This window comes from Methylocystis sp. S23 (assembly GCF_054106005.1).
The window spans coordinates 2,097,902-2,111,403 of sequence record NZ_CM134185.1; the positions used below are offsets into that span (position 1 = coordinate 2,097,902).

The 13,502-nt window shown below is 64.9% G+C and carries 10 protein-coding genes; 7 read left to right on the forward strand and 3 right to left on the reverse strand.

The window, feature by feature from the left end:
- Window positions 1-12: 12 nt before the first annotated feature.
- Window positions 13-753 (reverse strand): hypothetical protein, encoded by a 741-nt coding sequence (locus tag ACV7JP_RS10305; protein WP_457799066.1) that lies wholly within the window; start codon window positions 751-753, stop codon window positions 13-15.
- A gap of 368 nt (window positions 754-1,121) precedes the next feature.
- On the opposite strand from ACV7JP_RS10305, the gene ACV7JP_RS10310 reads away from it, so the two are divergent.
- Genes ACV7JP_RS10310 through cysN form a run of 7 tightly spaced genes read left to right on the forward strand, consistent with a single transcriptional unit; the run spans window position 1,122 to window position 7,334 of the window.
- On the forward strand, window positions 1,122-1,493 hold the full coding sequence (locus ACV7JP_RS10310) for a 2Fe-2S iron-sulfur cluster-binding protein (RefSeq protein ID WP_457795593.1): 372 nt from the start codon (window positions 1,122-1,124) through the stop codon (window positions 1,491-1,493).
- Window positions 1,493-1,807, forward strand: a complete 315-nt coding sequence (locus ACV7JP_RS10315; protein ID WP_457795594.1) for a DUF2849 domain-containing protein — start codon at window positions 1,493-1,495, stop codon at window positions 1,805-1,807. Before ACV7JP_RS10310 ends, ACV7JP_RS10315 begins: the two co-directional genes overlap by 1 nt.
- The gene (locus ACV7JP_RS10320; RefSeq protein ID WP_457795595.1) at window positions 1,808-3,529 is read left to right on the forward strand and encodes a nitrite/sulfite reductase; all 1,722 of its coding nucleotides are present in this window, start codon (window positions 1,808-1,810) and stop codon (window positions 3,527-3,529) included.
- A complete protein-coding gene (locus tag ACV7JP_RS10325; RefSeq protein WP_457795596.1) occupies window positions 3,513-4,019 on the forward strand; it encodes a DUF934 domain-containing protein in 507 nt (168 codons plus the stop codon). Before ACV7JP_RS10320 ends, ACV7JP_RS10325 begins: the two co-directional genes overlap by 17 nt.
- The gene (locus ACV7JP_RS10330) at window positions 4,016-4,783 is read left to right on the forward strand and encodes a phosphoadenylyl-sulfate reductase (protein WP_457795597.1); all 768 of its coding nucleotides are present in this window, start codon (window positions 4,016-4,018) and stop codon (window positions 4,781-4,783) included. The genes ACV7JP_RS10325 and ACV7JP_RS10330 overlap by 4 nt, the downstream gene beginning before the upstream one ends.
- Window positions 4,780-5,697 (forward strand): sulfate adenylyltransferase subunit CysD, encoded by a 918-nt coding sequence (cysD, locus tag ACV7JP_RS10335; RefSeq protein WP_457795598.1) that lies wholly within the window; start codon window positions 4,780-4,782, stop codon window positions 5,695-5,697. The genes ACV7JP_RS10330 and cysD overlap by 4 nt, the downstream gene beginning before the upstream one ends.
- Window positions 5,697-7,334, forward strand: a complete 1,638-nt coding sequence (gene cysN, locus ACV7JP_RS10340; RefSeq protein ID WP_457795599.1) for a sulfate adenylyltransferase subunit CysN — start codon at window positions 5,697-5,699, stop codon at window positions 7,332-7,334. Before cysD ends, cysN begins: the two co-directional genes overlap by 1 nt.
- Window positions 7,335-7,344: 10 nt before the next feature.
- On the opposite strand, the gene polA is transcribed toward cysN, so the two are convergent.
- Both polA and ACV7JP_RS10350 read right to left on the reverse strand, forming a co-directional pair.
- Complete coding sequence (polA, locus tag ACV7JP_RS10345; RefSeq protein ID WP_457799067.1) at window positions 7,345-10,344, reverse strand: DNA polymerase I; 3,000 nt, start codon at window positions 10,342-10,344, stop codon at window positions 7,345-7,347.
- 404 nt (window positions 10,345-10,748) lie between these two features.
- Window positions 10,749-13,460, reverse strand: a complete 2,712-nt coding sequence (locus tag ACV7JP_RS10350; RefSeq protein WP_457795600.1) for a valine--tRNA ligase — start codon at window positions 13,458-13,460, stop codon at window positions 10,749-10,751.
- Window positions 13,461-13,502: the final 42 nt, after the last annotated feature.

A 13,502-nucleotide genomic window follows, 5' to 3' on the forward strand; every position in this document is an offset into this window, starting at 1 on the left:
GCCGCCCTCGCCTTAACGCCCCTTGCCTGCGCCGTTGATGAGGTCGAGGAGGCCGACCCGCTCGAATTCGTCGGCGACCCGGGCAAGCCAGGTGCGGACATAACCGCGCAGGACGAAGGAATGCTCCGCCGGCTCGCCCTCCGCCGTCTGATTGGCGATGAAGGTCGAGTAGGGCGTGCCCGCCAGCTCCACCTGCTCATAGGCCAGTTCGCCGAGCTTCGGGATGGTGATCTCGCCCGTCGTGTTCACGTCCTCGAAATATTTCGCGTGAGTCTGCGGGTCCCACTCGAAGAACGTCGTATCGTTCACATGGTTCTTCACCATGAAATAATTGGCGTCCGTCATATAGGGCGCAATCTCGGCGATCTCCTCGAGCGAGGCGATGGACGGGCCGATGACATGCAGCAGGATGAAGCGGAACTCGCCCGCCTTCACCGCGTCGAAGAAGCCGATCTCGTCGAGCGCCTCGAGGGCGGGGCTCAAGCCGCCGGCGCGCACGTCGATGACGCTCACCCTGGCCTGGGACGCGTTCAGCGTGTCGATGATCTTCATCTGGTCGGCGGTCGACGTCAGATCGACGATCATCGTTTCCTCGGGATGGAAACGGTAGAGCGTGCCCCGCGGCGTCTCCGTGTCGAAGGCGCGGGCCTGGATATTGTTGAGGGAGATGAAGTCGAGAACGGCTCGCGCAATTGTCGTCTTCCCGACGCCCCCCTTATCGGCGCCGACGACAATGACCGTTGGTTTCATAATGGCTCCTGAAGATTGCGGCGGCGCGGGGGCGATTTCCCTGACCTCGCGACGCGGTTCCGGCTCCCGCTTCGGAGACGGCGTTTCCTTCGTGGTTTTGATCGGCCTTTTTACCATGCGGTCTCCTATGGCGCTTGCGCGCCGCCGTTCCGATTGGTCACCCGATTCTTAACAAACATAGATTATGGGCGCTTGTCATGTCCCAGCTGCGAATTTGAGCTCGCAGGATTTTCACAACTTCATAGAGTGAAAAGCGGAATAAAGCATTTTTTGGAGGTGAATTGACTTCCGGGCGATTTAGAGTATCTACCCGTTCGAAATACAGAACGCCACCGCGTCGCGACGCGGACGCCCCTGAATGAAACGAGCGCATGAGTATTGCATTGGACATTGTCGTCGACCCGCCCGCCACGCCGTCGGAGCCTGAGACGCCCTTCCTGCGCGTCGAAGACCGCAACGGCGTCGTTCATGAGCTCGTGGCTGTCGAAGGATGGCGGCTGATGGAAATATTGCGCGACTATGGCATTGGCATGGAGAACACATGCGGCGGCGCGCTCGCCTGCGCGGAGTGCCATGTCGTGCTCGACGCCAAATCAGCCGCCCGCGTCCCGCCGCCGCGCGAGGATGAGCTGGAGAAACTCGACGAATTGCCTATGCTCTACGAAAATTCCCGCCTGTCCTGCCAGATCGTCTGGTCGGACGAGATGAGCGGCCTCTCGCTCAAACTGGCGCAGGAGACGTGATGCCGGCGCTCAAGCACCCGCAGATCCTGCTCGCCTCCGATCTCGCCGACGGCGAGGTGATGTTCCTGGGACAACAGGGCTGGGAGCGCGACCATCGGCGCGCGCGCGTCGCGCGCGATAAGGAAGAGGCCGGCGCGCTGGAGGCTTTCGGCAAGGCCGAGATCGCCGCCAACCGCGTCGTCGACGTCTATCTCGCCGATGTGGAAGTTGGCGCGGACGGCGTTCCGACGCCGCTGCATTATCGCGAAAAGATGCGCATCAAGGGGCCGAGCGTGCGCCGCGATCTCGGCAAGCAGGCGCGAGGAGCCGCGTAAATGACCGCTCACGATCCCAGTCTGGCGCGGCCCAACGCCCCGACGACGACCTATCGCTACGACGAATATGACGCGGCCTTCGTGAAGGAGCGCGTCGCGGAGTTTCGCGAGCAGGTGCGCCGGCGCCTCGAAGGGTCGCTGACGGAGGAAGAGTTCCGCCCCTTCCGCCTGATGAACGGCCTCTATCTTCAGCTTCACGCTTACATGCTGCGCGTCGCCATTCCCTATGGCACGCTCACGGCGCGGCAGATGCGCCGCCTCGCCGACATCGCCGACAAATATGACCGCGGCTACGGCCATTTCACGACGCGGCAGAACCTTCAATATAATTGGCCGAAGCTCGTCGACACGCCCGACATTCTCGAGGCGCTGGCCGAGGTCGAGATGCACGCCATCCAGACCTCCGGCAACTGCATCCGCAACGTCACGGCCGACCATTTTTCCGGCGTCGCGCCGGACGAGATCGAGGATCCGCGCGCTACGGCGGAGTTCCTGCGCCAATGGTCGAGCTTCCATCCGGAGTTCTCGTTCCTCCCGCGCAAATTCAAGATCGCGGTGACGGGCGCCGACCATGATCGCGCGGCGATCATGGTTCACGATGTCGGCCTGGCGATCGTGAAGAACGATGCGGGCGAGATCGGCTATCGGGTGGTCGTCGGCGGCGGCCTCGGCCGCTCGCCCTTCGTCGGCAAGGTCATTCGCGACTATGCGCCGCGCGCCGATCTCCTTGCTTATCTCGAAGCGATCATGCGCGTGTACAACCGCTTCGGCCGCCGCGACAACAAATACAAGGCGCGCATCAAGATCCTCGTTCACGAAAAGGGGATCGACGAGGTGCGCGCCGCCGTCGAGGCGGAATTCGCCTCGATGGACCGCTCGGTCTTCTCTTACGATCCGGCCGAGTTCGAGCGCATCGCGGCCTTCTTCGCGCCGCCGCCCTATGACGCCCTGCCGGCGGAATCCGCGAAGCTGCGGACCGAGCGCGTCGCGCATCCGGCCTTCGGCAATTTCGTGGACGTCAACGCCGCGCCCCACAAGGTTCCGGGATACGCCATCGTCACCGTCTCGCTGAAGCCCATTGGCGGCATTCCCGGCGACGCCACGTCGCAGCAGATGCGCGTTCTCGCCGACGCCAGCGAGCGCTTCGGCTTCGGCGAATTGCGCGTCAGCCATGAGCAGAACGTCATTCTGCCGCATGTGAAGCAGGACGATCTCTTCGATCTCTGGAAGACGCTCGACGCCGCCGGCCTCGCCACCGCGAACGCCGGCCTCGTCTCGGACATCATCTCCTGCCCGGGCCTCGATTACTGCTCGCTCGCCACGGCGCGCTCCATTCCCATCGCGCAGGCGATCTCCAAGCGCTTCTCGGACCTCTCGCGCCAGCGCCGCATCGGCAAGCTGGGCGTCAAGATTTCCGGCTGCATCAACGCCTGCGGCCATCATCATGTCGGCGCGATCGGCATTCTGGGCCTCGAAAAGAAAGGCCAGGAATCCTATCAGATCACGCTTGGCGGCGATCCGACCTTCTCGGCGCATGTCGGCGAGATACTGGGTCCGGGCGTGACGGCGGAGCAGGCGCCGGACGTGATCGAGCACATTGTCGACTTCTATCTGGCCGAGCGCCAGGAGGGCGAGACCTTCATCGAAACATGGCGGCGCATCGGCCACGCCCGCTTCAAGGACGTGCTGCGTCGGGAGGGCGAAGATGGCGCTGATATCTGACGGCCGCTTCATCGAAGACGGCTGGCGCCGCCTCGCGGAGGAAGAGGCTTTGCCGAAGAGCGGCAAGGTCGTGGTGTCGCTCGCGCGTCTGGAGCACGCGCTCGCCCATCTTCCCGAGGGCGTCTCCCTGGGCGTGAATATTCCGAACACGACCGAGCCCTCCGCGCTCGCCTCGGCGCTGCCGCGTCTCCGACTCGTCGAGATCGCCTTTCCGGCTTTCGCCGACGGTCGCGGCTTTTCGCTCGCGGGCCTGATCCGTCGCGCGGGGTTCGATGGCGAGCTGCGCGCGAGCGGGCGCATTCTCGCCGATCAATACGCCCATGCGCTCGGCTGCGGCTTCGACACGATCGAGATTCCCGACGATCTCGCCGAGCGGCAGGACGAAGCGCAGTGGCAAGCGGCCCGCGCGGCTTATTCCCGCACCTATCAGCGCGGCTATGTCGCGGCGGGCTCCATCCTCGACGCGCGGCGAAAGGCGGCGGGGAAATGACGGCTTCCATCGCTGACATTCTCGCGCCCCGCCTTGCGCCGCTCGATCTCGATCATCGCCTGCGGCTCGTGCGCGAATTCATCCCCGGCCGCATCGTCTTCACGACGAGCTTCGGCGTCGAGGATCAGTTCATCACGCATTCGATCTTCACGCAGGAACTCGACATCGACGTCGCGACGATCGACACGGGCCGGCTCTTTCCCGAGACCTATGCGCTGTGGGAGGAGACCGAGGCCCGCTACGCGCGCCGCATCCGCGCCGCCTATCCGCAGGCCGCGCCGCTGGAGGCGCTCGTGGAAGAGCAGGGCGTCAACGGCTTTTATAAATCCGTCGAGGCGCGCAAGGCGTGCTGCCATGTGCGCAAGGTCGAGCCGCTGTCGCGCCTGCTCGACGGCGTCTCGGGCTGGATCACGGGCCTGCGCGCCGACCAATCCGCGGCGCGCGCCGACGCGCCGCTCATCGCTTTCGACGCCGGACGCAAGGTGCTCAAGATCAACCCCGTCATCGACTATACGCGCGACGCCATCGTGGACGCGACGCAGGAATTTTCGATTCCCGTGAACGCGCTGCACGCCAAGGGCTTCCTCTCCATCGGCTGCGCGCCCTGCACGCGCGCCATAGAGCCCGGCGAGGACGAACGCGCCGGCCGCTGGTGGTGGGAGCAGGACGACAAGAAGGAATGCGGCCTGCATGTCGGCGAGGACGGCGTTCTCCGCCGCGGCCCCGCGCCTTCCAAGCCCGCCTCTCCGGAGGTGTTTGGATGAGCGCGCTTCCGACACGTTCGCTCGGCCATCTCGATCGTCTCGAAGCCGAGAGCATCCACATCATGCGCGAGGCTGTCGCGGAATGCGAAAAGCCGGTGATGCTGTTCTCGATCGGCAAGGATTCCATGGCGATGCTGCATGTCGCCCGGAAGGCCTTCTATCCGTCCAAGCCGCCCTTTCCGCTGCTCCATGTCAATACGACATGGAAGTTCCGCGAGATGATCGAGTTTCGCGACAGGATCGTCAAGGAATGGGGGCTGGAGCTCATCGAATATATCAATCCCAAAGGGATTGAGATGGACATCAATCCCTTCGTCCATGGCTCGAAGCTGCACACCGAGATCATGAAGACGGAGGCGCTGAAGCAGGCGCTCGACAAATACAAGTTTGACGCGGCCTTCGGCGGCGCGCGCCGCGACGAGGAGAAGTCGCGCGCCAAGGAGCGCGTGCTCTCCTTCCGCACGGCGCAGCATCGCTGGGACCCCAAGAACCAGCGCCCCGAATTCTGGCGCCTCTACAACACCCGCAAGGCGCCAGGCGAAAGCCTGCGCATCTTCCCCATGTCCAATTGGACGGAGGCCGACATCTGGGATTACGTCGCGCGCGAGAACATCCCCGTCGTGCCGCTCTATTTCGCCAAGGAGCGCCCCGTCGTGCGGCGCAGCGGCACGCTGATTATGGTCGACGACGACCGGATGCGCCTTGAGCCGGGCGAGACGATCGAGCGCAAGATGGTGCGCTTCCGCACGCTCGGCTGCTATCCGCTCACGGGCGGCATTGAGAGCGAGGCCGAGACGCTCGACGAGATCATCACCGAGATGCGCGAGAGCCGCTCCTCCGAGCGGCAGGGCCGCCTGATCGACCATGACGGGTCCAGCTCCATGGAGCAGAAGAAGCAGGAAGGGTATTTCTGATGCAGAGCGCCGAGGTTCTCGACGCGCCCGCGCCGGTCGCCATGCGTCACGCCGCCGACAAGCCGCTTCTGCGTTTCATCACCTGCGGCTCGGTCGATGACGGCAAATCCACGCTGATCGGCCGTCTGCTCTATGACGCCGATCTCGCGCCGGACGATCTCATCGCCGCGCTCGAAGCCGATTCCAGGAAGCACGGCACGCAGGGCGACGATCTCGATTTCGCGCTGCTCGTCGACGGCCTCGCCGCCGAGCGCGAGCAGGGCATCACCATCGACGTCGCCTATCGCTATTTCGCGACGGACAAGCGCAAATTCATCGTCGCCGACACGCCCGGCCACGAGCAATATACGCGCAATATGGCGGTCGGCGCCTCGACGGCCGATCTCGCCATCCTGCTCGTCGACGCGCGCAAGGGCATCCTGCCGCAGACGCGCCGCCACAGCGTCATCACCTCGATGTTCGGCGTGCGCCATGTCGTGGTCGCGGTGAACAAGATGGACCTCGTCGGCTATAGCGAGGACGTCTTTCGCAAGATCGAGGCGGATTTCCGGGAATTCGCGAAGCATCTGCGCTTTGCTTCCATCTATGTCCTGCCGCTCGTCGCCAAGGACGGCGACAATCTCGTGCATGACGGCGCCGCCAACATGCCCTGGCATGACGGCCCGCCTCTGCTGACCTATCTCGAAGGCGTCGCGGTCGAGGATGTGATGCGCATCGCGCCCTTCCGCATGCCGGTGCAATGGGTCAATCGTCCGAACCTCGATTTCCGGGGCTTTTCGGGCTTCATCAGCGGCGGCAATATCCGCCCGGGCGACATTGTCCGCATCCTGCCCTCGGGCCGAGACACGCGCGTCTCGCGCGTCGTCACCTATGACGGCGATCTGGAAAGCGCCGTCTCCGGCCAGTCCGTGACGATCACGCTCGCGGAGGAAATCGACTGCTCGCGCGGCGATCTTCTCTCCTCGCCCGTGTCTCCCGCGAAAGTCGGCGACCGGCTCGACGCGAAAATTCTCTGGCTCGTGCGGGAGCCGCTCGCCACCGGCAAGAGCTATCTGCTGAAGATCGGGACAAGGACGACGCCCGCGAATGTGAGCGAGGTCGAGTCCCGCATCGAGATCGAATCCGGACTTGCCGCGCCGATCGCGGCGGGCGAAACGCTCGCCTTCAACGAGATCGGCGAGGCGAAACTTTCGCTCGAGACCGTCGTCGCCTGCGATCCCTATGTCGAGAACCGCGAGACGGGCGGCTTCATCCTCATCGACCGCATCACTAATGAGACCGTGGCGGTCGGCATGGTGAAAGCGGTCGCGGCCTCCGAGCGCCGCGCCGAGGCGCCGCTGGCCGACCTCAGCTACGCCTCGATGGAAGGGGTCGAGATCGAGCGGGAGAGCTATCGGCCGAGCCGCCAGCGCAGCCTCGCCAAGGCCTTCTCCTGGCTTGCGCCGGCGAGCGTCTCCACCTTCGCGATCGTCAACGCCTTCGTCCATGACGTCTCGCTCGCGGCGGAGATCACCGGCGTCGAAATGATCGCGATCTTCGCGCTCTATTATTTTCACGAGCGCTTCTGGACCCGCTACACCTACGGGCTGGAGGAGAAGAAGGAACTGCCGGCGCGGGGCGTCGATCCGGGAATCTGAGCGGCCGCCCTCAATGCGCCTCGTCCCAATTCTTCGCCGCGCGCGCGTCGACATGCAGCGGCACGCTCATCTGCACGGCGGGGAGCGGCGCGTGCTCCATCACGCGGCGCGCCACCGCGATCGTCGCTTGCGCCTCGCTCTCCGGCGCCTCGAACACAAGCTCGTCATGCACCTGCAGCAGCATTTGCGCTTTCAGGCCCGCATCTTCCAGCGCTTCATCCATCCGCACCATGGCGCGGCGGATGATGTCGGCGGCCGCTCCTTGAATCGGCGCATTGATCGCGGCGCGTTCGTAAAAGGCGCGGTCGGACGGGTTCGCCGACGACATGCGCGGGAAATGCAGCGAGCGGCCGAAAATGGTCGTCACGCATAATTTCTCGCGCACCGTTTTTTTCGTCGCGTCCATATAGTCGCGAATGCCGGGAAAGCGCTCGAAATATTTCTTGATATAGGCGCTCGCCTCCTCGCGCGGGATGGAGAGCTGATTGGCGAGGCCGAAGGCGGAAATGCCGTAGATGATGCCGAAATTTATCGCCTTGGCGCGGCGGCGCACTTCCGGCGGCATGTCCTTTACAGGCACGCCAAACATCTCGGACGCCGTCATGGCGTGAATGTCGACCCCGTCCGCGAAGGCCTTCTTCAATTGCGGTATGTCGGCGATATGCGCGAGCAGCCGCAATTCGATCTGCGAATAGTCCGCCGAGATCAGCACATGGCCGGGCGCCGCGATGAAAGCCTTGCGGATCTTGCGTCCCGCCTCGTTGCGCACGGGGATATTCTGCAAATTCGGCTCCGACGAAGACAAACGCCCCGTCGTCGTCGCCGCGAGCGAATAGCAGGTATGGACTCGGCCCGTCTCCTTGTTCACGAAGCCGGGCAGGGCGTCGGCATAGGTGCTTTTGAGCTTCGAGAGCTGGCGCCAGTCGAGGATGCGGCGCGCAAATTCATTGCCCTCGGCCGCAAGATCCTCGAGCACGCTGGCGGAGGTCGACCAGGCGCCGGTCGCTGTCTTCTTCGCGCCGGGGAGGCCCATCTTGCCGAAGAGAATGTCGCCCAACTGTTTGGGCGAGCCGAGATTGAAGCTCTCGCCCGCCAGCTCGAAAATATCCGCTTCGAAACGCGCCATGTCCTGCGCGAATTCGCCGGAGAGCCGCGAAAGCATTTGGCGGTCGATGGCGACGCCGCGCCGCTCCATGCGCGCCAGCGTCTCGACCATGGGACGCTCCAGCGTCTCGTAAACGGCGGTCTTATGTTCGGCGGGCAGGCGCGGCGCCAGCGCGCGCCACAGGCGCAGCGACACGTCGGCGTCCTCGGCGGCGTATTCCGTCGCCCTGTCGAGCGCCACGCGCGCGAAGCCGATGAAATTGCGGCCCGTTCCCGCAACCTGCGCGAAGGTGATGTTCTCGTGGGCGAGATGCTTCTTCGCCAGCTCGTCGAGGCCGTGATTGTTGCGCCCCGTATCGAGCGCGTAGGAGATCAGCATCGTGTCCTCGATCGGCGCGACGGCGACGCCGTAGCGCGAGAGCACGAGCAGATCATATTTCATATTCTGCGCGACCTTCAGGACGGCGTCGTCCTCGAAAAGCGGCTTGAGTTTCCCGATTGCGGTTTCAAGCGGGATTTGCCCCGCGACGAGATCGGCGCCGCCGAAAAGGTCGTCATGCCCGCCTTCGCGATGGCCGACGGGAATATAGCAGGCGCGGCCCGGTCCGAGCGCGAGCGACACGCCGACGAGCTCGCAACTCATCGGGTCGAGCGAGGTCGTCTCCGTGTCGAGCGCGACAAGGCCGGCTTCGAACGCGTCGGCGATCCATTGGTCGAGCCGCTCGACCGACATGACCGTCTCATAGGTCGAGCGGTCGATTTTCGAGGCGAGGGCCTCGGCCTTTCGCGCGGCGGCGAGCGATGAAGGGGCGTAGCCGTCTGCGAAAGGCTTGTGGGCCGCCGGCTCCTTCCGTTCTGCCGGCTTCGGAGCCGCCGCATGATCGACCTCGCCATTGCGCGCGCGCCAGCCCGCTGCGCCGACGAAATGCGGATCGGGCTCGATCTCGTGGATGTCCACGCCATAAAGCTCGCCGACGCGGCGTGTGATGGTCGTGAACTCCATCGCCTGCAGGAAGGCGACGAGCTTCGCCGCGTCGGGCTGATGAAGGCCCAAATCCTCGAGCTTCGTCTCCACCGGGGCGTCGCGCACCAGCTCCACGAGCTTTCTGGACAGGCGGATCAGCTTCACCGCCTCCGGGTCCGTCAGCGCCTCGCGGCGCTTGGGCTGTTTGATGCCGGGCGCCTTCTCCAAAAGCGTGTCGAGATCGCCATATTCGTTGATGAGCTGGGCGGCGGTTTTGACGCCGACGCCCTTGGCGCCGGGCACATTGTCGGTCGAGTCGCCCGCGAGCGCCTGCACGTCCACGACCTTGTCGGGCGTGACGCCGAAATAGTCGACGACCTCCGCTTCCTTTATCAGCCGCTCCTCGCGCGCGCCCTTTGCTCCCGCCGTTCCCGACGCCGGGTCGTACATCGTCACGCCGGGGCCGACGAGTTGCATCAGATCCTTGTCGGCGGAGACGATGAGCACGTCCGCGCCCTTCTCGCGCGCCTGTGCGGCGTAGGTCGCGATGAGGTCGTCGGCCTCATAGACGTCCTGCTCGATCGGCGTGAGGCCGAAGGCGCGCACGGCGGCGCGCATGAGCGGAAACTGCGGAACGAGGTCTTCCGGCGGCTCGGAACGATGCGCCTTGTAGTCGGGGTAGATTTCCTTGCGGAAGGAATTCTCGCTCTTGTCGAAAATGATGGCGAGATGGGTCGGCGTCATGCCGGCCGCGCCCTCGCGCACGAATTGGAGAAGCTTCGTGCAGAAGAGGCGAACGGCGCCGGTCGGCAGGCGGTCCGAGCGATAATTGTATTTCGCGTCCTGCCGGATCGACTGGAAATAGGCGCGGAAGACGAAGGACGAGCCGTCGACAAGGAAGACGTGAGAGCCGGGGCCGACGGGTTTGTGCGTGAGGGTCATGGCCGCATTGTAGCGCCGACTTGCCGCGTCGTCTTCCGTCATTGCTTCGCTCCGCGCGCAATGGCGGCAATCGACTGGGCCGTTCCCGGCCGGCTCCGACCGGGCATGCGAGGCCCTTTCCCGTCATTGCGAGGAGCGCAAGCGACGAAGCAATCCAGGGGCGACGCCGCGGCTCTGGATTGCTTCGCTCCGCTCGCAATGACGGTCATGGTTCGGGAGGGTAGCGGTCCGCAGCCTTGATGAAGGCCACGGACTTTCCCTCCCCCTTGCGGGGAGGGCAGGGTGGGGGAGCCCCAATCACGATCTAGATCGTCGACCCCCACCCTTGGTCCCTCCCCGCAAGGGGGAGGGAAACGTGGCTCGCGCTGTGTATGAAGGCGACGACCGCGCAAGCGGGCGAGCGTTTACCCCAGCCGCGCCAGCGCCGCCGTCAACTTCTCGATCCGCGCCAGCGCTTCTTCGCGACGCTCCTTATGCTCCTCGATCACTTCCTCGTCCGCCTTGGCGAGGAAGCCGGGATTGCCGAGCTTGGCGTCGACCTTCTTCACCTCGCCCTCGAGCTTGCCGATTTCCTTGGCCAGGCGCGCCTTCTCGGCGGAAAGGTCAATGACCCCTTCGAGCGGGATCGCGGCCACGCCGCCGCGAACGATGATCTGCGCCGAGGATTTCGGCGCGGCGTCGGCGAAGCCGATCTTCGACTGGCGCGCGAGCTTGCGGATCGTCTCCTCCCAGCGCGTCGCGCGGGCCTGCAACGCCGCGTCGGCGCCGATGAGCAGAAGCTCCGTCTCGGTGTTGAGATTCATCTCGGCGCGCAAGGAGCGAATCTCCGAGATGAGATCGACCACCCAGCCGATTTCGCTTTCGGCCTCGGCGTCTTCAAGGCCCTCCAGCGACGGCCATTGCGCCAGGACGAGCAGGCTTTCCCGCGCGGGCCCTTCCGCGCCCTTGATCGCCCACAGCTCCTCGGTGATGAAGGGCATGAAGGGATGCAGCAGCGCATAGATCTGGTCGAGCGCGAAGGCGGTCGTCGCGCGCGTCTCTTCTTTCTCGGGGCCGTCGGCGCCGGTCAGGAGCGGCTTCGACAGCTCCACATACCAGTCGCAGAAGACGTTCCAGACGAAGCGATAGGCGGCGCCGGCGGCGTCGTTGAAACGATAGGCGTCGATCGCGGCGGAGACCTCGCGCGCCGTGCGCGCCGCTTCGCCGACGATCCAGCGATTGAGCGTGATCCTGTTGGCGCGCGGGTCATAGCCCGAAACGCGCGCGCAGCCGTTCATCTCGGCGAAGCGCGAGGCGTTCCACAGCTTCGTCGCGAAGTTGCGATAGCCTTCGACGCGCTGCGTCGAGAGCTTGATGTCGCGCCCCTGCGCCGCCATCGCCGCGAGCGTGAAGCGCAGCGCGTCCGCGCCATATTCGTCGATGAGATGCAGCGGGTCGATGACGTTGCCCTTGGATTTCGACATCTTCGCGCCCTTCTCGTCGCGGACGAGGGCGTGGATATAGACGTCGCGGAAGGGAATCTCCTTCCTGAAATGCAGGCCCATCATCATCATGCGGGCGACCCAGAAGAAGATGATGTCGAAGCCCGTGACGAGGACATTGGTCGGATAGAAGCGCGCGAGCTCCGGCGTTTCGTCCGGCCAGCCAAGCGTGGAGAAGGGCCAGAGCGCGGAGGAGAACCAAGTGTCGAGCACGTCCTCGTCGCGCGTGAGCGCCACATCCGCGCCGGTGCGCGAGCGCGCCGCGACATGCGCGGCTTCTTCCGTCTCCTCGACATAGACATTGCCGTCGGCGTCATACCAGGCGGGGATGCGATGGCCCCACCAGAGCTGGCGCGAGACGCACCAGGGCTGGATGTTTTCGAGCCAGTCGAAATAGGTCTTTTCCCAATTCTTCGGCACGAAGGCCGTAGCGCCCTCGCGCACGGCGGCGAGCGCCGGCTGCGCGAGCGTCTTGGCGTCGACATACCATTGGTCGGTCAGGCGCGGCTCCAGCACCGCCTGCGAGCGGTCGCCATGCGGAACCATGTGCCTGTGCTCGTCGATCCCGTCGAGCAGGCCTTTCGCCTCCATCATCTCGACGACGAGCTTGCGCGCGGCGGAACGGTCATGGCCGTCGAGCGCCGCGACGGTCGCCGCGAGCTCCTCGGACGGCTCGACGCCCTCGTGGAATTCGGCGTTGGCGCCGAGCGCCATGCGCGCCTGCGCGTCGAGCACGTTGATGAGGCGCAGGCCGTGGCGCTTGCCGACCTCGAAATCGTTGAAGTCGTGCGCCGGCGTGATCTTCACCGCGCCCGTGCCTTTTTCGGGGTCTGAATATTCGTCCGCGACGACCGGGATCAAACGTCCGACGAGCGGCAGGCGCAGCTTCTTGCCGACGAGCGACTTGTAGCGCTCGTCTTCCGGATGCACGGCCACCGCCGTGTCGCCGAGCATGGTCTCCGGGCGCGTCGTCGCGACGACGACATATTCGCCGGTCTCTTTCCCGGCATTGTCCACAACCGGATATTTGAAGCGCCAGAGATGGCCCTTCACTTCCTGCTGCAGCACTTCGAGATCGGAGATCGCCGTGTGCAGCACGGGATCCCAATTGACGAGGCGCTTGTCCTTATAGAGCAGCCCGTCGCGATAGAGCTGCACGAAGACCTTGGCGACGGCGCGGGACAGGCCGTCATCAAGCGTGAAGCGCTCGCGCGACCAGTCGCAGGAGGCGCCGAGCCGCTTCAACTGCTCGACGATCTTGCCGCCGGACTCGGCCTTCCAGGCCCAGACGCGCTCGAGGAACTTCTCGCGGCCCATCTCGCGGCGGCCGGGCTCCTGATGTTCCATGAGCTGCCGCTCGACCACCATCTGCGTGGCGATGCCCGCATGGTCCGTGCCCGGCTGCCACAACACGTCGAGGCCCTTCATGCGGTGGTAGCGCACGAGAATGTCCTGCAGCGTGTTGTTAAGCGCATGGCCCATATGCAGGCTGCCGGTGACGTTTGGCGGCGGAATGACGATGGAATAGGGCGCGGCTGACGCGCGTTCGGGCCGGCCGGCGCGGAAGGCCTGGGCGCCTTCCCAGACATCGCGGATGCGGGACTCGATGGACGCGGGATCGAAGGTTTTTTCCATGGCGGGCCATACTCCCTCTCCCCGCGCGCGGGGAGAGGGTAG

What these genes read in the sequence shown, in the direction of transcription:
- ACV7JP_RS10310 (WP_457795593.1), top strand. Translation starts at nt 1,122, where the DNA reads ATGAGTATTGCATTGGACATTGTCGTCGACCCGCCCGCCACGCCGTCG.
- ACV7JP_RS10315 (WP_457795594.1), top strand. Translation starts at nt 1,493, where the DNA reads ATGCCGGCGCTCAAGCACCCGCAGATCCTGCTCGCCTCCGATCTCGCC.
- ACV7JP_RS10320 (WP_457795595.1), top strand. Translation starts at nt 1,808, where the DNA reads ATGACCGCTCACGATCCCAGTCTGGCGCGGCCCAACGCCCCGACGACG.
- ACV7JP_RS10325 (WP_457795596.1), top strand. Translation starts at nt 3,513, where the DNA reads ATGGCGCTGATATCTGACGGCCGCTTCATCGAAGACGGCTGGCGCCGC.
- ACV7JP_RS10330 (WP_457795597.1), top strand. Translation starts at nt 4,016, where the DNA reads ATGACGGCTTCCATCGCTGACATTCTCGCGCCCCGCCTTGCGCCGCTC.
- cysD (WP_457795598.1), top strand. Translation starts at nt 4,780, where the DNA reads ATGAGCGCGCTTCCGACACGTTCGCTCGGCCATCTCGATCGTCTCGAA.
- cysN (WP_457795599.1), top strand. Translation starts at nt 5,697, where the DNA reads ATGCAGAGCGCCGAGGTTCTCGACGCGCCCGCGCCGGTCGCCATGCGT.
- polA (WP_457799067.1), bottom strand. Translation starts at nt 10,344, where the DNA reads ATGACCCTCACGCACAAACCCGTCGGCCCCGGCTCTCACGTCTTCCTT.
- ACV7JP_RS10350 (WP_457795600.1), bottom strand. Translation starts at nt 13,460, where the DNA reads ATGGAAAAAACCTTCGATCCCGCGTCCATCGAGTCCCGCATCCGCGAT.